Origin of the sequence: Burkholderia sp. SCN-KJ (genome assembly GCF_024656005.1) — a bacterium.
In the GTDB taxonomy this organism is placed as follows: Bacteria; Pseudomonadota; Gammaproteobacteria; order Burkholderiales; family Burkholderiaceae; genus Burkholderia.
The window spans coordinates 48,490-67,243 of record NZ_JANKOG010000023.1; the positions used below are offsets into that span (position 1 = coordinate 48,490).

Below are 18,754 nucleotides of genomic sequence, written 5' to 3' on the forward strand. Positions count from 1 at the left end.
GAAATCGCAATGCACGCCGGTGCTGGACGACGTCGGCCCGCCGAACAGTGGTGCCGGCTCGCGCCGTCGCTTCAGACGCGGGCAATCTGCCCGCGCTGCCGATTTCTGTCCCCGGTTTTGGCATGCTCTTTCCTATTCGGTCGAATTCGAGAGCGATTTTTCCAGTCTTTTTTTGACAAGGCACAACGGCGGCACCTGTCGAATCAACCTGCAGCACGTTTATCGCGTCAGATTTCTGATTCTTAAATCGTCACGGCTGGATGTTGGCTGAAGTTTAAAACAGTGTAGCGTGAATTCGTAAGACAAGGATTAAAATAAATGGGGATGGAATATTTTTAAACGTCCGCTGGCGTGGCACGTAATAATTGTCATTTTTGTTCACGACGTGCCGCAGGCTGACCGGCGTAGTTGATCAGGGACAATTCTCCAGTGCCGACGATACGGAGTGCCGGGTACGTTCACTGCGGTTTTCAAGTCAATCCGAGCATTGGAGCGGAGATCGATTGCTGCAAAATCAGCAGGATGTCGAGTTCCGCCGCGCGACCATCGCGACGGTTTGGTGCTGTCGAATAAGTGTCGAGGTCACATGGATCCCGATACAAATTCTTGTGTGACCACATTATTTCAATACACTTACAATCAAGCAGTGTTAGTTTCCCCACATTTTTTTCAACCAAGCATGAATATGCGCCATCCATTCACCTATAAATCAAATTTCCAACAGTCGAACGCCGCCCGAATTTTGCGCGCGTGGCCCATCCTGGACTGCCCACCATGAGCATGCTCACTTAATGTCAAGCCTCGCGATCCGCTCACCCTCAAGTTGGAAGTGCATGTGACCGGTGCCATTGAATCCATTCCCACTGACTTTCACGGTTACTACAACGGTATCACCGCAGGTCTTGACGCGCACCGGGTCGATGTGGGCTTGGACGCCTGTATTGTCGGTTCGGTCCCAAGCGGCAATCCCCTCATGGCCCTCGAAATGTCGCCCCCAATCGTGGAGGATGGCGCTCGGCGTAAAACATGTGACCACCGCGGCTGCGTCGCCGCGATTGCTGCTATCGATAAACTTGACGATTGGTTGTGGTATAGCCGTCATATCCTCGCTCGCTGAATTACAGCCCAAAAGAGCTGTTCCAAAAACGGCCGAAAGCAGGAGTGACCTGCGGCGGAATTTTGTAGCCAGTCAAGCAGTGAGTCTCGCGTCGATATTATCGGAATCCAGCCAGACTCGACGGACCTTGGCGGGAGGTTGATAGCGATGTGCGCTATGGGGCCGGCGCTCGTTGTAGAACTGTCGCCAGCGTTCGATGAGCACCTTGGCCTCGGCGCGGCTGCGGAACCATTCCCGGTTCAGCAATTCGTCACGCAGCTTGCCGTTGAAGCTCTCGACGAACCCGTTTTGCCACGGACTGCCCGGTGCGATGAAGGCAGGACCGATGGCAGCAGCTCGCAGCCAGCGCATGACCTTGGCAGCGGTAAATTCGGCGCCGTAGTACATGCAGAATGTCAGCCGTCAGGGGTAACGGGCATCCTTTGGATTGCCCGTTCACCACCCGCCGGAGGGAACCGAAATGGCCGACTTGCTGGAAGGTACGCTGCCCCTGAACCTGGTTGCGATCGACATCGCCCGTTATTCGAACGCTGTATTGATCGAGTTGTCGGACGGGAAGCGTCAGCGCTTCCGGATGACCAACAGCGCTCCTGACTTCGACCGGCTGTTGAGTTACCTTCAAGCGCTACCCGGCAATTGCCGGGTAGCGCTTGAGCCGACCGGCGACTACCATCGCCCGCTGGCTCACCGCCTGCTCACGGCCGGGCACGAGGTGGTCAGCATCAATTCCGTGGCACAGGCGCGGTATCGCGAAGCAATGTTCAACTCTTGGGACAAGAACGATCCCAAGGACGCGCAGGTCATCCTGGAAATGCTCAGGCGTGGCACATATCAGCGTTACGTGGACCCGCAGATCGCCGGCCATCATGACCTGCAGGAACTTGCAAAGACCTACTACCAAGTTTCCCGTGCACGCACCAAGGTGCAGCACTCTCTGATCAACCACAGCCTGCCCCTGTACTTCCCGGAGATGCACCGCTACTGGTGCACCACCCGCAACGAATAGTTCGTGCGTTTCCTGCTCGAGTTTCCGACGCCGACGCACGTACGCGCCCTGGATCGCGAGAGCTTTGTGGCTGCTGCATGGGATCTGGTCGGCCGCAAGGTGAACAAACGCGCCAAACTCGAAGAGATATGGGAAACAGCTGCACACACCGCTGCCTTGCCTCACGCGCCGGATTGCCTGGCTGTCGAGACATTCCGTATTACCCTTCGCCGGTACCAGGAGCTCAACGTACTGCGAGCGGCAATCGAAGCGCGCGCCGAGGCGGAGCTTCACGACAATATCGACTTCGCCCATTTGAAGACGCTGCCTGGCATTGGCTCGGTGATCGCCATGACTATCCTCGCCGAGGCCGGCGACCTGCGCCGCTTCGGTCACCACCGTCAGTTCCTGAAGTACTGTGGATTCGACCTGGCGAAGATACAGTCGGGTACCCAGCGGGGGCGCGAGCAACTCTCCAAGCGCGGCAATGCACGATTGCGGCTGGCCTTCTGGATGGCAGGCATGGCTGCCGTGCGCATGAAGGAGAACTCATTCCGCTCGAAATATGAACGTTACGTCCATGCAGATCCGGACGACGCTGACCTCAAGCGCAAGGCGCTCACCGCCGTGGCAGCGAAGATGGCTCGCGTGGCTTACAGCATGATCAAGAAGAACCAGCCTTACAGGCAGTTCTTCGAACTCGGTTTACCCAGTGGATCGATCCCTCTCTCGGCTGCCGTTGGGGCGCAGGCGACCCCGTAGATAATGCTCGGACCTTCCGCTGGGGCTTCTATGCTGTTTTAGGTACGGTGAAGATCACGCCATGTGCGATGAATCTTGTGTCCACTATGGTCAGCAAGCCTCCCCGATGCCGCGGAAGACCACTGGTTGGTTGTCGTTCGCTCTTTGACAGCTCGCGCACTGCATCTCGCCGTGTGCGCGGCCCCGTTTTACCTTGCGTTGCACATTCCGCTTGCATTTAGAACGTTGTCACAAAAACAGCGTGCGGGGCGCTCCGCGTTTGCACCTCAGTCATCCAGTGCACGCACGACATCTGAAGCGCTCAGTCGCTGACCAACATTGATGGCTAGTGCTTCACGCGTAAAGACGTCGATGACGGTCAGCGCGCGGAACCTCTGGCCGTTCGAAACCTGATCAGCGACGAAGTCCAAACCCCACGCGCGATTTGTCGCCGTCGACCTTGCACGTGCCGGGGGGCTCATCTGTGCACGTCGCTTGCGATTTGGTCTGTAGCGCAGCGACAGCCCCTTCCTCACGATACAGCGGTACAGCCGATTCTTGCTGACCTGATGTTGTGGCAAGCTGCGGACATGGTCCAGCGTGTGGCCGCTGGCCCGCAGAAAGGCCAGTTGGATGGCGTCACCCGCTCTGCGATCGCGCCTGAAACGTTCGTTGCGCGTGGCCAGGTCACTGTCGCTCAGCGCGAAGTAACGCTCGACGTCAAACTCCGACGGACGTGTCAACAAGCGATACTGCCCCACATAGCGAAATCCCAGCCCCGGCATCTGCAGACCTGTCCAGGTCGCAATCGGAAATTACGGGTAGATAGCTTACCGCAGATAACCGCCGAGATTGCCGACGATAGTCGGAATCGGCGGTGAAGCTTTGCTACAAAAGGCGTTCGGGCGACACTGTCAGATTTTACTGAGATGGATCTGACGCCCCCTTTCTTGGCGCGTGTGGCAGGCGCATACCTGGGCAAACAGATGCACGTGGCTTTGGGACAACCTGAACACGCATCGCGCCCGGGCCGTCTGGCAGGCATTCAACAAGCAGCACGGCAAGCGGTTTCGCTTCCACTTCACGCGGTTGCACGCGAGCTGGGTCAATCAGATCGAACTCTGGTTTGCCCGCTACACGCGTCGGGTGCTGCGCTACGCCAGTCACACCGGCACCGCGCACGTTCGCGAGCGCACCGAGCAGTTCGTCGACGAACAGAATCAGGCCACACGCCCCTTCAAATGGAGTTTCCGGCGCTATCCGCTACAAGGCGGCGCATCGTCGTCGAGGGGCCGACGTGTCAGCTTCACCTGCCAAACACTACGTTGCTGCACCGCAGCGGCAACTGCGCAGTCTGCTCGGCCATGAGCAGATCGTCACGCAAGCCTACGCGCGTCACCTGCTGATCAAACGTATGGATGACGAGGAGCCGACCGTGGTGGCTCGGTTGACCGAACTCGGCCGCAATCCTTTGGGTGCCCCCTTTCGCGGCCATAGTGGACGTTGGGCACCCATGCCAGGCACCGGCACGCTCGACGAGATGGCCGGGGTGGTCGTCACGCTGCTGCAGCCGTACTTGCAGCCGGATAATTATTAAACCCATTTGCGGGATGTTGTACTAGTTACCGCTGTATTTATCCACTCAAATTGCGCGCAAGACAGGGCGATTGGGTTTCCGCCGCCACCGTTGATCCGACAACGCGGGCTCTACAGAGTCCCGTATTTCGAGACAATGTAATATCCTCGATACGGGATACTACCATCTTGTGTCCGTAGCGTCGGACTTGCACACTCCGATCTCGGACTGACGGTACGGAAGGCCAGTGGCGCGCCGGCGGCTCAGGAATGTCGTTGGGGCGTAACGCCCTCTTTTCCTCCCAAGCATGCTCGACTTGGACCTCCGTCCCGCAAAGAATTGAAGGCCGTGTTGAGACCAGGGTCACCGATGTGTCGACCTAATAGGAAGTCTTGATGCGTGATCGGACGCACGTCCGCAGAACAGCCGGGGGCTGAGGTGATGGAGACTCAGGTAGAGAAGGCAGGGGCAGATGAGGCGCCGGCCAGTTCAATGGCCAAACGCACGACCATCGCCAGCACGATCGGTTCGGCGGTCGAGTGGATCGACTTCACGGCCTACGGTGCGGTAGCAGCCACCACTTTTCCGACAATCGTCTTCTCGTCGATGGATCCGAACATGGGGATCCTGGCAGCGTTTGCGGCGTCCGGTGTCGGTTTCTTTGCGCGACCGCTGGGCAGTCTGTTCTTCGGCATGCTCGAGGATCGGCAGGGCCGAAGAAACGTTCTGCCCTACACACTCTGCGTAACAGGCATCTCATCGTTCCTCATCGATTGTTTTCCAACGTACGCCACATTCGGGCTGGTCGCTCCGGTCTTTTTCGTGGTCTTACGATTTATCCAAGGCTTCGTGCTGGGCGGCGAAGCCACTGGCGCACAACTGGTGACGATGGAACGTGCTCCATCCAACAAGCGTGGTCTGTTTGGCGCTTTCATGGTGCGCACCGACGATCTGCTTCTATCAAGCGATAACGATTCGAAATTGAACCGGCGCGCGGTTGCGGATGATGCGCCACAATTGTTACTACGAGGAGTTGCTGAATGGAACTGAAGGGAAAGGTCGCGGCGGTCACCGGTGCCGCTGGCGGAATTGGACAAGCGATTACGCGACTGCTAGTGGAGCAAGGGGCTTCCGTCGCATTGGTCGACATCTCGGCCGAAGCGATGGCTCCCCTCGTGGAAACCCTTTGCACGGAGGGGCACGATGTTTTCGCCGTGGTCTGCGATGTTTCCGACGAACAGGCGGTCTGCGACGCGGCGAACGCGGTCAGTGAGCGTTACGGCAATTGCGACATCCTCGTCAATAACGCTGCAATCCTTCCGCCGCCATCGTCTCTTGAAACCCTGTCGTCAAGTGACGTTCAAAAAGCTCTTTCCGTCAATCTGATGAGCGTGTTTCACTGTACGCGCTATTTTGGAGAGATGATGCTTCGTGTCCGTCGAGGCAGTATTGTCAACATTGGATCGACGGCGGCACACAGTCCCAACACTTCTGCACCGTATGGGGTGACGAAAGCGGCAGTGTTGGCGCTGACCCGCCACACCGCAGTCGAATGGGGGCCGCGTGGGGTGCGTTGCAATTCGGTATCGCCCGGTTTCGTACGAACACCCCTTTCGGAGGCGCAGTACACCACTGATTTGTACGAAAAGCGCGTGGGCATGGTTCCTCTTCGCCGGCTCGCTTCAACCGACGAGGTTGCGCAGGCAGTGACCTTCTTTGCAAGCGACGCCTCCGCATATATCACCGGCCAAGACGTGACGGTGGACGGCGGCTTCCTGCAAACGACGTTGATGCACGCGCAGCGACCGGAACATCAATATGGTGGATTTTCTGAGTAAGAGCGTCTCCGCACGTGATGTCGGCGGAGGCCGACCAAAAATTGGGTAACGGTCAATAACTGCTGTTGGAGCTGAAGACGATATGAAACACGCCTTGGTGGTGGGCGCGACAGGAGTAATCGGTGGTGCGATCGCACGGGAACTGGCTTCCTCTGGGAAGTGGCATGTCACCTGCGTCACCCGTGCGGGTACTTCCCTCGACGGGTGCGAGGGCGTCGCGGTGGATATAATGGACGAAGCCCAGGTCACGCGAGCTGCGAGCAACATCCGGCCCGTCACCCATCTCTTCTTCGCGGCATATCAGTCCCGGCCGAATCGGTTCGAAGAAATCGAGCCCAATGTGACGATGCTGCGCCACGCGATCGACTTGGCCGAGGCTCGCTCTCTGCTCGAGCGGGTTGTGCTTATCACAGGTGGCAAATACTACGGTGTGCAATGGGGGGCCATCAAGACGCCGGCTCGGGAAACGGATCCGCGGCATTTGGGCCCCAACTTCTACTACAACCAGCAGGATTATCTCGAGCAGCGCGCCGCGGCGGCCCAGTGGAGTTGGACCAACCTCGTCCCTCCATATGTGACCGGGTTCTCGGAACGGTCTCCAATGAATCTCGTGATGGCGATCGCGGTGCTCGCCACACTTTCTCGAGAGTCGGGCGTTCCGCTCCGCTTTCCAGGACCGACCAGTGCTTGGAACTCGCTTCACCACCTCGCAGACGCGAACGTGATCGCGGACGCAGCGCATTGGGCCGCCGAAGCACCGACCGCCGCGAACGAAATGTTCAATATCGCGAACGGAGATCCGGGGCGCTGGCGCTATGTTTGGCCAACGTTGGCGGATTTCTTTGGCCTCGATACTGCGGAACCCCTGCCGGTTCCACTCCAGCAACTAGCGCTGTGTATGCAGGGAACATGGCAGAAGATCGCGGAGCGATACGCTCTACGTCAGCCCGACATCACAAAGCTAGTGGACTGGAAGTGGGCCGATTACATGTTCAACTCGGCGTTCTGCAACGACGTGGTGCTTGAACTTGGGAAGATCCGACGAGCCGGCTTCAATGGTTCCGTATCGGCCGAGACCGCACTCGAGATGCGTTTCCGCGAACTGCGCGAAAAGAAGCTCATTCCGTGACTGCCTGAGCCACCTGTTATTCCGGCTTGCGTCGCCTCACCTCGCGCTCGACCGCGCCGAAGGTGACACGAGGCTGGCTGCGGCGGTCTTCGCGATGATCAATTCATTGGGCAACCTCAGCGGTGTCGCCGGTCCCCGGGGGGCTAGGATTTTTCACCGAAATGACAGGCAGCGGCAGAGTTGGACTCTGGATCATGGGGAGCTTTGTGATCTCCGCCGTCACGTCATTCATTCCGAGTAGCAAGATATCTCGCCGCAGTGCCGCCCCGGACGTTGTCGAAGCACCGCGACGATCTAAGCGCGACGCCGGTCCATAGAGGCAGCTCAGTTCTGCATTTCTTCCGGAATGCCGGTTCGTGTCTACGTTCATAGAACGTTTCCGCCGGATCATCGGACGAACCACCCTTGAAGTTCATCTAGTAAAACCACAAAGGAGATAGGTCGTGAGATTTTTGCCGTCGATTGTAGTGATTTCGGTTCTATCGCTTAGTAGTGCTTCATATGCGCAGAGTACGCTGACGTTGTACGGCGTGCTCGACGAAGGCTTTATGTTCAATAACAATGTGACATCTACATCGCCAGCGGGCGGCCGAAAATGGTATCTCGACTCGCTGAACGGGATCAACGGAAGTAGATGGGGCTTGAAGGGAAGTGAGGATCTCGGCGGCGGCAACAAGGCGATCTTCACGCTCGAGTCGGGAATGAACTTGAACAACGGTGCACTTGGTCAAGGCGGCCTGATGTTCGGCCGACAGGCCTTTGTTGGCCTTGGTAGCCAATCCTATGGTAACGTCACCCTCGGTCGACAGTACGACGCGATTGTCATCTACACACAGCCGGTGTCGATTCAGGGCTACCTGGGCAGTCAGATCTTCCAACACCCGGGCGATATCGACAACACTGCAAACTCCCTTCGCGCCAACAACGCCGTCCGATACGCAAGCCCAAGCTTCCATGGTTTGAGCTTCGGCGCCGAAATCGGCATCGGCGGTGTTCCCGGAAGTTTCACGACCGGCACTGGCTACTCGGCCGGGGTATCCTATGCGAATGGTCCCTTCACCTTAGGGGCCGGCTACCTGTACTTCAAGAATCCGACCGCAAGCACCCCAAGTGCAGGTTTCTTCACGAGCAACGCGAGCGGAACCATTCTCACCGGAAAGCTGAATTCCGGCTATGTCACGGCCAACGCTTATCAAGTCGCCAGCGCCGGCGCGACATACGCTCTTGGATCGGCGCTTTTCGGCGTTTATTACTCGAACGTGCAGTACGCGAATATCAGCGCGTTGGGCAACGCGGCTGCACATTTCAACACGGTGGACGTTGGAGCGCGATGGACGGTTACTCCGACGATTATTCTCGAAGCTGCCTACGTATACACAAAGGGGAACAGCGTCACTTCACCGAGTGGAGCTAGTGTTGGTAACCAGCACATCAATCAAGTGAGCTTGCTGGCTGACTATCTGCTGTCGAAGCGGACCGATGTCTATGCGGAAGTAGCATTTCAGAAGGCTTCCGGTATGTCGTCGACAGGTACGGCAGCGGTGGCCAACATCGGTAACTCGGGAGATTCCTCAAACGACCATCAGACTTTGGTCCGAGTTGCAATGCGTCACAAGTTCTGACACGGTGACGCCGCGGCGAGCGCTATGTACTGTTTGGCATAGCGCTCCTCGCTTGGCGGAGGGACGCCGTGGCGTCTCTCCGCCAACGGAAAGCTACTCAGTCTCCGGCGTCCAACCACCGAGGATCATGGGGTCGTGATACTGGCCGCAGTTCCGAGTGATTGTCTGAAAGCGCATCAACGCGCAGTCGCGTAAGCCGAAGGAAGCTGAATTTCCAGCCGTCAGCGTCTCGGCGATATTGCTCTTCGTAGTGCCCGTATCCACAGAAGCCGCGAGCGCCCAGCGCCTCTTGGGGACTCTTTCCTTCCGGCCATTCAAGATAGTCCATCATCGCCCATATGCCGCGTGCGTTGTTCTCGTCGAGAAAAACAATTTCGGGCATGTGGCAGTGGTGAATGCTCACAACTTGTTCCAAGCGGCCCGATACGCCGCGGACGAACGTGTCGACATCAGCGCCATTCGGTGCGGATCCGAAACCCTCAAACTTCGCGTCGTGCGCGAAAAGGCTTCGAAGCGGCTCCCATTGCTTGGTGTCGATGAAGCGGCAGTATCTAGCCTTCAGTTGGCTGATTGCAGTGATGTCAACCTGCCGCTGGATGTCGGTTACGCTCAAAAGAACCTCCAATAATGTTTGTCGTTGGGTCGCATCGGCCGGCACGCCTGGATGCTGACGCGGAGTCGGCGTACCCGAGGACGCGCGGGATCTTCAGGGTTACCGCGCGGATGCCGCTTAGATGGTGATGAGTCCGCCGTCGGGGCTTATCGTTTCACCGTCTGCGCCCCTTGAGCATCGAACGCTCGAACAATCGCCTCGCCGATACCAACTGAGCTGCCTGTCACTACACATACCTTATTTGCGAACTGCATCTTCTCTCCTACCTGTGGCCATCTCTGGCGGATTGAAATCGTTTCGCGAGCGTCGTTTCTTACGACGAATTCGTCCGGCCCGCTTTTTACGCGTGGTTCGACCTCGCAACCGGAGATCCCGGGCAGTCACTTTGATCTTCGCGTTCGAACTTAGGGCACATCTGCATATACGAGACTACATTAAATTCTCCACATTCGATATTATATGCGTTGCTGGACCTACCGACACGGCGTGCGCTTCGCGCCGAATCGGCGCGCCAACTCGAGTTCCCTCGTGTGTCCAGGCGGAGATCTTCGCATCCGTTGTCTCAGTTGGCCGAGACTCAGGAATTACCCTGAACACGAACGATACTTATTGAAAGTCTCACAATAAGAGATCACAATAAAAACACTCGGAAAGAGAACGTTCATGTGTCGTGCACTTGGTCGTTCTGACCGTGCAGTACACACTGATCAAGGGTGCCCCCTCGAGTTGTCATGGAGAGACAAATGGACGCAAGCCCGCAGGTATCTGCAAATGAGCAGTTGGAGCGGAATCTGTTCCGCAAGATCAGTTGGCGACTGATGCCGCTGCTGTTGCTCGGTTATTTCATTTCGTTCATCGATCGAGCGAATGTGGGCGTGATGTACACGCCGCTCACGAAAGCACTCGGTCTGACCCCTTCTGGATTCGGCCTCGCTGCTGGCTTGTTCTATATCGGCTACCTCCTCTTCGAGATTCCCTCTAACGTTGCGATCACGAAGTACGGCGCTCGCGTATGGCTTAGCCGAATTCTGATCACGTGGGGGCTCGTCACGGTCGCCCTTGCGGCTTCGCAGGGAGCCAAGTCGTTCTATGTATTGCGGATTTTGCTCGGGGTGGCTGAAGCGGGTTTCTACCCCGGCGTGTTGTTTTACCTGACCCTGTGGTACCCGAAGCGCTCACTTCATCGTGCTTACTCAATCTTTGAAGTGTGCGTACCTATCGCGCTGGCAGCGGGATCTATTGTCACTTCCGGACTTTTGTTGCTCGATGGTGCGCGGGGTTTCGCCGGATGGCAGTGGGTGTTCGTCCTCGAGGGGGTGCCGGCGGTGGCGCTCGGCTTCTACATGTTCAAGTACATGCCAGCGCGCCCGCAGGACGCGCGCTGGTTGACGCCCGACGAGGCCAAGTTTATCAATCAGCAGGTGGCAGTCCCCGTTGAACGCCACGAGAGCGAGACAACGCTTCTCCTCAAAATCGCAAAAGACGGCCTCTCATGGGTTTTTTCCGCACTTTACTTCTCGTTCGTTATCGCTTTCTGGTCGGTTACTTACTTCCTTCCCAAGATTGTTCAGGAGCGATTCCACGTAGGCGCAGTCGACGCGGGACTTATCTCCGCGATCCCCTGGGTCGCTGCGGTCGCGGTGATCCTCATCGTGTCGAAAACTTCGAGTCGGACGGGCGATCGTCGCTGGCACATGCTTGTGCTTCTCTGTGCAGCAGGCCTCGGACTTTTCCTCAGCGCCTACGTTCAGTCGCCGGTTATCGCACTCATCGGCCTTTGCCTGGGCGCCGCCGGGATGCAGGGTGCAGTGCCGCTGTTCTGGACTATGCCGTCGCTTGTTTTCCAAGGCGCCATGAACGCAATTGCACTGGCGATGGTCAATTCGCTCGGCAACCTGAGCGGCCTCGCCGGTCCCTGGATCCTTGGGCTTTTGACTGAACTCACCGGTAACAGCCGTGCGGGCCTCTATGTGATGTCGGGATTCTTCTTCTTTTCAGCCTTCCTGGCATTTGCGGTCAGTACTTCCATCACTCGAAAGCACGAGCGGCGTCAGTCGACGCAGCCGGGTGAAGTGCTCGGAGTCTCTTGATTCTTTGTTGTTTCCTTTGACTCCGTTAACTCGATCCGAACATGAAATTTTTGACTTTCAAGCTTGACGGCAAGCCGCAGCTTGGGCTCGTTCTCGACGAAAGCACCGTCTACAACCTCACTCGCAGTTGGAACGACCTCTTCACAGGCGAGGCGCCGCGAGACCTCGCAGATTTGATCTCGTCGAACATCGACGTGTGCGAGCTCAAAGAGCGTGTTTCGAAGGCTCACGACGCTGATCATGTACTGTCGACGACGGATGTCGAATTCATGCCGCCGATCGCGTTCCCGAAGAAGAACGTGTTCTGTGTCGGCCGCAACTATCGAGAGCACATCATCGAAGGAAATCGCGCTGCTGGACGAGATCCACACAACTTCCCGATGGCGCCCGAGTTCTTCAGCAAGCCGCCTACGACGGTGGTCGGTCACGGCGCTTCCGTCAGGGCACATGCAGATGTGACGGAACTGTTGGACTACGAAGTCGAACTCGGCATTGTCATCGGCCGTCGAGGAACGAACATCCGGCGCGAGGAAGCTCTGGAGTATGTCTTCGGCTACACAGTTATCAATGACATCACGGCCCGTGATTTGCAGAAGAGCCACGGACAGTGGTTTAAAGGAAAAGCGCTGGATACCACGTGTCCGATCGGTCCGGTGGTCGTAAATCGATCCGCGTTGCCGAACGCGCAGGAGCTGCAGCTCGAGTTGTATGTGAACGGTGAGCTTCGGCAACACGCAAACACTATAGACATGCTTTTCACTGTGCCAGAAATCATCGAACAGCTCTCTGCGGGTCTGACGCTTGAGCCGGGCGACATCATCGCCACCGGCACGCCCAGCGGTGTCGGGTTCGCCATGACGCCTCCTCGGCGGCTTGTCGCTGGTGACATGGTGCTCGCGAGGATTTCGGGGATTGGCGACCTGATGAATCGTATCGTTGACTAATAGATTGGCACTTCGACAGTAAGGTGACTCAATTGATCTACCGTTCCGCAGTATTTAGCAGAAAGTCCGGTCTGACCGCAGAAGAATTCAAGCAACACTGGATCAACGTCCACGGCGTGCTCGCGAAGGATATGCCAGGTCTGCATTCCTATCGCCAGAACCACATCGTCGAAAGGCTGTACGAGACCTCAGAACCTCTCGATCATGACATTGATGGTATCTCGCAGCTGGCGTTCGATGATATCGCCGCAATGGAGCGCTCGGAAGTGTCCCCCGAGTACGCAGCCGCCAAAGAAGACATTCGCAATTTCCAAGGCGCGATCACGATCCTCGTACTGGTCCCGAAAGTCGTGATCGAACCGCCACCGAAGGGAGATGCAATGCTTCGCACGAAGCTGCTCTGGATGTCAGTCGCACGAGGCGACGAAAGCGGCGCGCCCCTTCGAGATAAATGGGCGTCGGAGTCCGGCGAGCAATTCCGGAAATCCGGTGCTTTCAAAGGCCTGATCCAGAACTTCGTCATCGATCGCGCGCACCCCGTCTTCGCTGGAGTTCCCCAAGGCTCGCTGCCAGTTGAGGCGATCACGGAAGCGTGGTTCGGCGATGCCTCGGAGACCAAGGATTGGGTCGCGTCGACCGAAGGCAAGAAACTGATCCACGAGGATCCGCTTCTCAAGACGATCGGAGTCTACGTCATCGAAGAAAGGACCATCGTTTGATCTCGGCGACCTCCGAGCACATCGCCTAATCAGATACGGAGAGCACAGTGAGCAATTCGACTCCCCCCGACGTAAAAACTTTTGACACCGGTCGAGTGCTTGTCTTCGACTCGGCGACCCACGTCGAGGACTATCTCAAGAATAGCCCATCGGAAAACGACGTTATCGTTGCTGCGTCCTACGCAGGCGTACTTTGCGCAAAGATGATCATAAAGGCCAAGCCCCGGGCGGCCATCGGACTGGACTGTGCTATCGGCAAGGACGGCGCCGGAATCAGCGGCCTGTGGTTCTATGAAGCGCTCAACGTTCCTGCCGCAGCAACGGATGTCATGACGGCTGAGATGGGCAATGGCGCCGACATGTACGAATGCGGTGTCATCTCGCGACTCAATGATGCGGCCCAGAAACTCGGGCTCGAGGTCGGTATGTCGGTGAAGGACGCAGCACAGGCCCTCTTGACTGGATCGCGCAGACCCGCGTCCTTTGATCCCGCGCGCCGGCTCGTCATCGAAAAGGACGAATCGACCGGCCGCAGCATCGTCTGCACGGACAGCATCGCCTTCGCGTTGCCCGAAGATTTCGAACGAAATGTCCTTTGTACGGCCGGTCACACCGGTCGCAGCGTAATCGAATACTTCCGCAGCTTCCGCCCGTGGGCATTCATCTGTTCGGACGGCGGTATCGGGAAAAATCAGTCGGGGATCTCTGCGCTCGACATCATGGATGCCGACGGCATACCGGGCGCTTCGGTCGATGCCAACACGGCGCGCATGGGTGATGGCCAGAGCACCTATTTCGACGGCGTCATCAGTCACATGAACAAGCTCGCTGAAGCCGCGGGCGTCCGCGTCGGGCAGTCGGCGCGCGAGGCCGCTCGTCACCTGTTGAGCTAAGGCGCATCTCTATCTAAATCACGGAGATCAATCATGACCATCACTACTCCCCTGATGCCGGCTCACAGCGGATTGGGTCCGCTCGAATCGCGGTACGTTGAAGTCGACAAGTTGCCGTGGAAACCGACGCCGACCCCTGGCATCGACATGAAGATCTTGATGGAAGAGCCGGAAACGGGTCTGCTCACTGCGCTATTCCGCTGGCAGCCCGGCACGCGGCTTCCATTGCATGAGCATGTGGAAGTCGAGCAAACGTACGTTCTCAAGGGCAGCATCGTGGACGATGAAGGCGAAGTACGCGCCGGTGACTATGTCTGGCGCCCGAAGGGAAATCGTCACCTCGCCCGCTCCCCCAATGGCGCGCTGGTCATCTCCTTCTTCCTGAAGCCGAACGTCTTCTTGCAGGGCGAGTTTGCTGGTCAAGAATTGAAGTAAACCGCGGCGCCATGCGCGGCCGACGCGCCGACTGAAATCGGCGCTTCGGTCGCGCAATTGACTCGCATTGAGTCACGTGGCAAAAGCTCGCCATATTCTGGGTCGAATCGATGGCAACTGAAACCTACGATGTAGTGGTAGTCGGCAGCGGAGCCGAGGGTACGGCCGCGGTGATTACTGCTCGAAATCACGGTACGTCCGTCCTGGTCATTAAGAAGGACGAAGCCATCGGTTGCTCCACCGTACGCTCCGGAGGCGTGCTCTGGATCCCTCACAATAGCCTGTCTCGGGCAGCCGGCGTTGTTGATGAGGAAGAACATGTAACGTCGTACCTCAAGCATGAAGCCGGACGAGCCTTCGATGCAAACCGTTTCTGGGCTTTCGTCCGAAACGGTTCCCGAATGGTGGACTGGTTTCAGAAAGAGACATCGGTAAAGTTCGTAGCGGTACCCGAGTTTTCAGACTATCACCCTCCCGCGGCCGATGGCCGTCCCGGAGGGCGATCAATCCTTGCAGCCCCTTTCGACGGACGCGCGCTCGGGAAGCGCTTAGGTTGGTTGAGACCGCCGCTGCCAGAGAATACTTTCGTCGGCATGATGTTCAATGCTGGACAGGAAATTAAGCACTTCTTCAACGCCACGCGATCAATGCGCTCAGTGTGCTACGTTGCCAAGCCGACATGGACAGCGCCGGTCTGCAGCAGACGCTCGACGAATTCACCAAAGGTGCCCGACAAGGCGGTGACGGGCAATTCGGTCGCGGTGAATCTGCATACAACCGATTCCTGTGTGACTCACGTCGTTTGCCGAATCACTGCGTCGCTCACATCGCGCGTCGCACTTTCTACGCGATCCACGTCGGGCTTGCGATCTTAAGACCTTCGCAGGCATCTCGACGGACGAGTACGGGCGTGTCCTCGTTCAAGGTGGAAAGGTCGTCGACGGTCTGTATGCCGTGGGCAACGACGCGGTGAGCGCAATGGGACGAAGCCACCTCGACGGTGGCATCACGCTTGGTCCCGCGATGACCTTCGGGTTTGTCGCTGGAGAACATGTCGAAAACGAGAAGACCGCGGCAGGGGAAGCTCCGATCGGCTACTCCGCTCCCATAAAATCATCAGCGCCAGATAACGCGGCACAAGTTGCGCCTCCGGGGCGCTGCCTTCCGAACTTTCGATAGGCATCGACCGATCGAGGCCGTTAGTTCTGTTTCAAATTCAACACCCTTCTTTCGAGAAAATGAGGAAAACATGGCTATTGTCGAAGAACGCGTATATGTGCTCCATACCCATTTCGGACCGAAAGACTATTTCGACGAGTACGAGCGCGGTGCCCGCGAGTTGCAAGCGAGCATCCTAGGGGGCTTTCTGGGCTATTACACGGCTGAGGTAGGCGAACTAAACGCGCTCGTTAGCCTCTGGAAATACGATAGCTTCGAGGAACGTCAACAGCGTCGTGCACGTCTCGCGACCGAACCGAAATGGCAGGAATTTCTCGCAAAAGTCCGACCGATGATTCGTACGATGAACAATCGCCTCCTCACCCCTACGCCGTTCACCGTACCTCAGGTCTTGAACCAAGACTGATTCTGTGCCGGCCGCGGCAAGATCATGAGCTCAAAGACATCTACTGACTTCCGTAGTGTTTTCTTGATGACGAAGCACATCGGAAGGTTGATGCTGGATCACGGACGCAGAAGCATCGTGAAAATCGATTCTATCTCAGGATCTTCGCCGAACGGTTGCCCCCTTACGGCACCACGAAAGCCAGCGTACAGGAATTCACGCGGCACACCGACGTTGAATGGCGGTTCACGTGGAATCCAGGCAAATGCAGTGTGCCCGGCTTCATCATGACCGACTTGAGCAAGGGGAGCTATGGCTCGCTAGAGATAATTGCCCGGCGCTTCCGGTCGGTTGCTAGCCGAAAACTCGGATCGCCCGAAGACATTGCCAAGGCGGTGACTTTTCTTGCGGGCGACGATGAAGCCATTCATCAGTGGCCATGAAAACGTTGTGGACGGCGGTTTTTTGCAAGCCACGACGATGCACGTTCAACCCCCTGCAGAACAATGCCGTGGGTGGAGGCCTGATGCCAAATAACTGAACGCGGTTTTCTGGTAGGTCACTGTCGTAAACTACGACAGCGACTCACTTGTGTGAATACGCCCTCGTGCCGGATTACGCACGTTCCCGCTGGCGCTCCGAGTGCGCCTGAGCCTGCTTACGAGGCCGCTTCGAGCGCTCTTTCGGTTCAGTAACGGCGGCGGTCTCAGCCGGAGGTACTCGCCCAGTTTTCAACCGAGAAGTGATTTCGTTCGCGCCTTCCATAGCGAACTCGCCGAGGCGCTCAATGTCCTTGTCGTCGCATTCCGCGCGTAGACGAACGAGACACAAGCTGCCGGTCACTTCGTCCGGGCCCACGAAAATCGGAGCGGAAACACCGACGAGCGTTTTGTCCAAATCGCTAGCGACGGAGTATCCCGTTTTACGGATCGCGCGCATTTGGTCACGGAATTCGATCCAGGAATCTCCCAAGTTGGCAGCCTTAATCTCGTCAGAATGGTACAGGAAGAGCTTCTGCAAGCGCGGCTGGGGAAGATTCGCGAGGATAATCCGCGAAGGCGATCCTTTGAACAACGGAAACGGTTTTCCACGTTGAAACGCGGAATGAATCCGAGCGTCAGTTTGCTCCTGATGAATACACAGGACTCGCAATCCATAGTAACGGCAAAGAAGCTGACTACCGGCAACTTGGTCACGCATGGCTTCCATCAATGGCGGCGCGATCTGCAACAGCGGGTCAGCCAGACGAATTTGTCTGTCCATTTCGATGAACCTGGGACCGAGTGCATAGCCTCCGCCACCGACCGGGGTCAAAAACCCCGAATCTGTGAGCGCCCGCAAGTATCGGTAGACCGTCGCACGCCCCAGACCTTGGTGCTCGATAAGCATGTCAGCGGTCCAAATCGCATGCTCAGGCGTGAAAAGGTCAAGAAGACCCAGGACGCGCTCCGTGCTGCTATCGGGGCGTCCCGAGGACTGTTCGGTTTCAGGTTTCTTTGCTGCCATGGAATGAGCACCGTCTACATGAAGAGACACAATCCGACGCTATCACACATATAAAAGTCTCGCAATAAGAGAATTCCCGTTAATTCACTTTTTCGGCTCTGTCTCATCGAGACGTACTCGGGGAGTTGCCACCTCTATCTGCCATTCGAAAGAGGTGAGGCCTCGGTGTGATTCGTAGACGACGCACCGTCTCGGACTTGCAACGCTCCAAACACTAAACCTCAAACAGTGACAAGCTCGACGGACAGAAGAATCAGTGCCGGATTGCTCTTCAGCACGCTGATTGTGGTTTCATGGAGCAGCGTTACCCTTCTTCTCAAACTGACCCATCCGATCACCGATCCGCTTACCTTTACCTGGGTGCGCTTCACTTTCAGTGGCACGTTCATGGCTCTCACAACATGGAGAACATCGTCGTGGTTGCAGGTTTGCAGAATGCAGGGTGCCGATTTAATTCTATTGATCGCAGCATCTTTCGCGCTGGCGAGGAACTATGCCTTCGCGTCCCGGGGCACGGCGTACCTCGCGCCGGAAGCTTGCACTTTACTTTTGCAGCTTGACCCTTTGTTTCTCGCAGTGGGCGTTCACGTCTTTTTTCGTGAGACAGTAACTCGAGCGCAGTCGTTGTGTTTCGCGCTGATCTTTGTCGGTCTGGTCACGTTCGTGCGCCAACCGTTATCGCAAACCTTTCCCAGCGAGTCGACCTCGTCATTCGGGATTTTCATCATGATCACCTCTGCGATTTCATGAAACGTCTTTGCACTCCTGCAAAAACGTCAAATCGCGAAGATCGACTCCACCAACGTCTTGATGCTCGGATATACCGTCTCGACTCTCCACCTTGCCCCAATCGGTCATCAAGGTGACTTGCTCCACATTCGAATCGACGATGCCTTGCTGCTCCTAACCTGCATCGACACCGTGTCAGCTTATTGGTGCTTCACGCAATCCCTGCGTGTCTGGAAAACCGTTCAGATAAGCG

19 protein-coding genes and 4 pseudogenes are annotated in these 18,754 nt (G+C 57.0%); 17 read left to right on the forward strand and 6 right to left on the reverse strand.

Annotated elements, in window-relative coordinates; translation table 11 throughout:
• Positions 1-19: 19 nt before the first annotated feature.
• Positions 20-271, forward strand: coding sequence for a hypothetical protein (locus NQV17_RS29640; RefSeq protein ID WP_257775002.1), 252 nt, complete (start codon positions 20-22; stop codon positions 269-271).
• Positions 272-784: 513 nt separating this feature from the next.
• Here the strand turns inward: NQV17_RS29640 and NQV17_RS38120 are convergent.
• Positions 785-1,102 carry a nuclear transport factor 2 family protein gene (locus NQV17_RS38120; RefSeq protein WP_374692769.1) on the reverse strand — a complete coding sequence of 106 codons (318 nt, stop codon included), beginning with the start codon at positions 1,100-1,102 and terminating at the stop codon, positions 785-787.
• Between the two features lie 87 nt (positions 1,103-1,189).
• A pseudogene (locus tag NQV17_RS29650) lies at positions 1,190-1,495 on the reverse strand (transposase); the annotation flags it as partial.
• An 82-nt stretch (positions 1,496-1,577) separates the two neighbouring features.
• Here NQV17_RS29650 and NQV17_RS29655 point away from each other — a divergent pair.
• Positions 1,578-2,864 (forward strand): annotated as a pseudogene (locus NQV17_RS29655) (IS110 family transposase).
• Between the two features lie 234 nt (positions 2,865-3,098).
• Here NQV17_RS29655 and NQV17_RS29660 read toward each other — a convergent pair.
• Positions 3,099-3,415, reverse strand: a pseudogene (locus tag NQV17_RS29660) (DDE-type integrase/transposase/recombinase); the annotation flags it as partial.
• A gap of 57 nt (positions 3,416-3,472) precedes the next feature.
• Positions 3,473-3,628, reverse strand: a pseudogene (locus NQV17_RS29665) (hypothetical protein); the annotation flags it as partial.
• A 512-nt stretch (positions 3,629-4,140) separates the two neighbouring features.
• On the opposite strand from NQV17_RS29665, the gene NQV17_RS29675 reads away from it, so the two are divergent.
• The 5 genes from NQV17_RS29675 to NQV17_RS29695 all read left to right on the forward strand — a co-directional run bounded on the left by NQV17_RS29675 (position 4,141) and on the right by NQV17_RS29695 (position 9,008).
• Entirely contained in the window at positions 4,141-4,440 is a 300-nt protein-coding gene (locus tag NQV17_RS29675) for a hypothetical protein (RefSeq protein ID WP_257775005.1), read from the forward strand.
• A 378-nt stretch (positions 4,441-4,818) separates the two neighbouring features.
• Positions 4,819-5,469 carry an MFS transporter gene (locus NQV17_RS29680; RefSeq protein WP_257775006.1) on the forward strand — a complete coding sequence of 217 codons (651 nt, stop codon included), beginning with the start codon at positions 4,819-4,821 and terminating at the stop codon, positions 5,467-5,469.
• Complete coding sequence (locus tag NQV17_RS29685; RefSeq protein WP_257775007.1) at positions 5,460-6,257, forward strand: SDR family NAD(P)-dependent oxidoreductase; 798 nt, start codon at positions 5,460-5,462, stop codon at positions 6,255-6,257. The genes NQV17_RS29680 and NQV17_RS29685 overlap by 10 nt, the downstream gene beginning before the upstream one ends.
• A gap of 82 nt (positions 6,258-6,339) precedes the next feature.
• The gene (locus NQV17_RS29690; protein ID WP_257775008.1) at positions 6,340-7,386 is read left to right on the forward strand and encodes an SDR family oxidoreductase; all 1,047 of its coding nucleotides are present in this window, start codon (positions 6,340-6,342) and stop codon (positions 7,384-7,386) included.
• Between the two features lie 443 nt (positions 7,387-7,829).
• Positions 7,830-9,008 carry a porin gene (locus NQV17_RS29695; RefSeq protein ID WP_257775009.1) on the forward strand — a complete coding sequence of 393 codons (1,179 nt, stop codon included), beginning with the start codon at positions 7,830-7,832 and terminating at the stop codon, positions 9,006-9,008.
• A 97-nt stretch (positions 9,009-9,105) separates the two neighbouring features.
• Here the strand turns inward: NQV17_RS29695 and NQV17_RS29700 are convergent, their stop codons facing one another.
• Positions 9,106-9,621, reverse strand: a complete 516-nt coding sequence (locus NQV17_RS29700; protein WP_257775010.1) for a nuclear transport factor 2 family protein — start codon at positions 9,619-9,621, stop codon at positions 9,106-9,108.
• A 743-nt stretch (positions 9,622-10,364) separates the two neighbouring features.
• Between NQV17_RS29700 and NQV17_RS29705 the strand changes: the two genes are divergently transcribed.
• The 9 genes from NQV17_RS29705 (at position 10,365) to NQV17_RS38135 (ending at position 16,709) form a co-directional block, all read left to right on the forward strand.
• Positions 10,365-11,711, forward strand: coding sequence for an MFS transporter (locus tag NQV17_RS29705; protein WP_257775011.1), 1,347 nt, complete (start codon positions 10,365-10,367; stop codon positions 11,709-11,711).
• Between the two features lie 41 nt (positions 11,712-11,752).
• Positions 11,753-12,655, forward strand: a complete 903-nt coding sequence (locus NQV17_RS29710) for a fumarylacetoacetate hydrolase family protein (RefSeq protein WP_257775013.1) — start codon at positions 11,753-11,755, stop codon at positions 12,653-12,655.
• A 32-nt stretch (positions 12,656-12,687) separates the two neighbouring features.
• Positions 12,688-13,374 (forward strand): EthD family reductase, encoded by a 687-nt coding sequence (locus NQV17_RS29715; RefSeq protein WP_257775014.1) that lies wholly within the window; start codon positions 12,688-12,690, stop codon positions 13,372-13,374.
• Between the two features lie 47 nt (positions 13,375-13,421).
• The gene (locus NQV17_RS29720; protein WP_257775015.1) at positions 13,422-14,267 is read left to right on the forward strand and encodes a YunC family protein; all 846 of its coding nucleotides are present in this window, start codon (positions 13,422-13,424) and stop codon (positions 14,265-14,267) included.
• Between the two features lie 33 nt (positions 14,268-14,300).
• Positions 14,301-14,702, forward strand: a complete 402-nt coding sequence (locus NQV17_RS29725) for a cupin domain-containing protein (RefSeq protein ID WP_257775017.1) — start codon at positions 14,301-14,303, stop codon at positions 14,700-14,702.
• Positions 14,703-14,812: 110 nt separating this feature from the next.
• The gene (locus NQV17_RS38125; protein ID WP_374692770.1) at positions 14,813-15,577 is read left to right on the forward strand and encodes an FAD-binding protein; all 765 of its coding nucleotides are present in this window, start codon (positions 14,813-14,815) and stop codon (positions 15,575-15,577) included.
• Positions 15,578-15,590: 13 nt separating this feature from the next.
• Positions 15,591-15,881 (forward strand): FAD-binding protein, encoded by a 291-nt coding sequence (locus NQV17_RS38130; RefSeq protein ID WP_374692774.1) that lies wholly within the window; start codon positions 15,591-15,593, stop codon positions 15,879-15,881.
• A 70-nt stretch (positions 15,882-15,951) separates the two neighbouring features.
• The gene (locus tag NQV17_RS29735) at positions 15,952-16,287 is read left to right on the forward strand and encodes an NIPSNAP family protein (RefSeq protein WP_257775019.1); all 336 of its coding nucleotides are present in this window, start codon (positions 15,952-15,954) and stop codon (positions 16,285-16,287) included.
• A gap of 266 nt (positions 16,288-16,553) precedes the next feature.
• Positions 16,554-16,709: a hypothetical protein gene (locus NQV17_RS38135; RefSeq protein ID WP_374692771.1), complete on the forward strand. Its 156-nt coding sequence runs from the start codon at positions 16,554-16,556 to the stop codon at positions 16,707-16,709.
• Positions 16,710-16,881: 172 nt separating this feature from the next.
• On the opposite strand, the gene NQV17_RS29745 is transcribed toward NQV17_RS38135, so the two are convergent.
• Positions 16,882-17,772 carry an IclR family transcriptional regulator gene (locus tag NQV17_RS29745; protein ID WP_257775021.1) on the reverse strand — a complete coding sequence of 297 codons (891 nt, stop codon included), beginning with the start codon at positions 17,770-17,772 and terminating at the stop codon, positions 16,882-16,884.
• Positions 17,773-18,036: 264 nt separating this feature from the next.
• Between NQV17_RS29745 and NQV17_RS29750 the strand changes: the two genes are divergently transcribed.
• Positions 18,037-18,522, forward strand: a complete 486-nt coding sequence (locus NQV17_RS29750; protein WP_257775022.1) for an EamA family transporter — start codon at positions 18,037-18,039, stop codon at positions 18,520-18,522.
• Positions 18,523-18,754 lie beyond the last annotated feature (232 nt).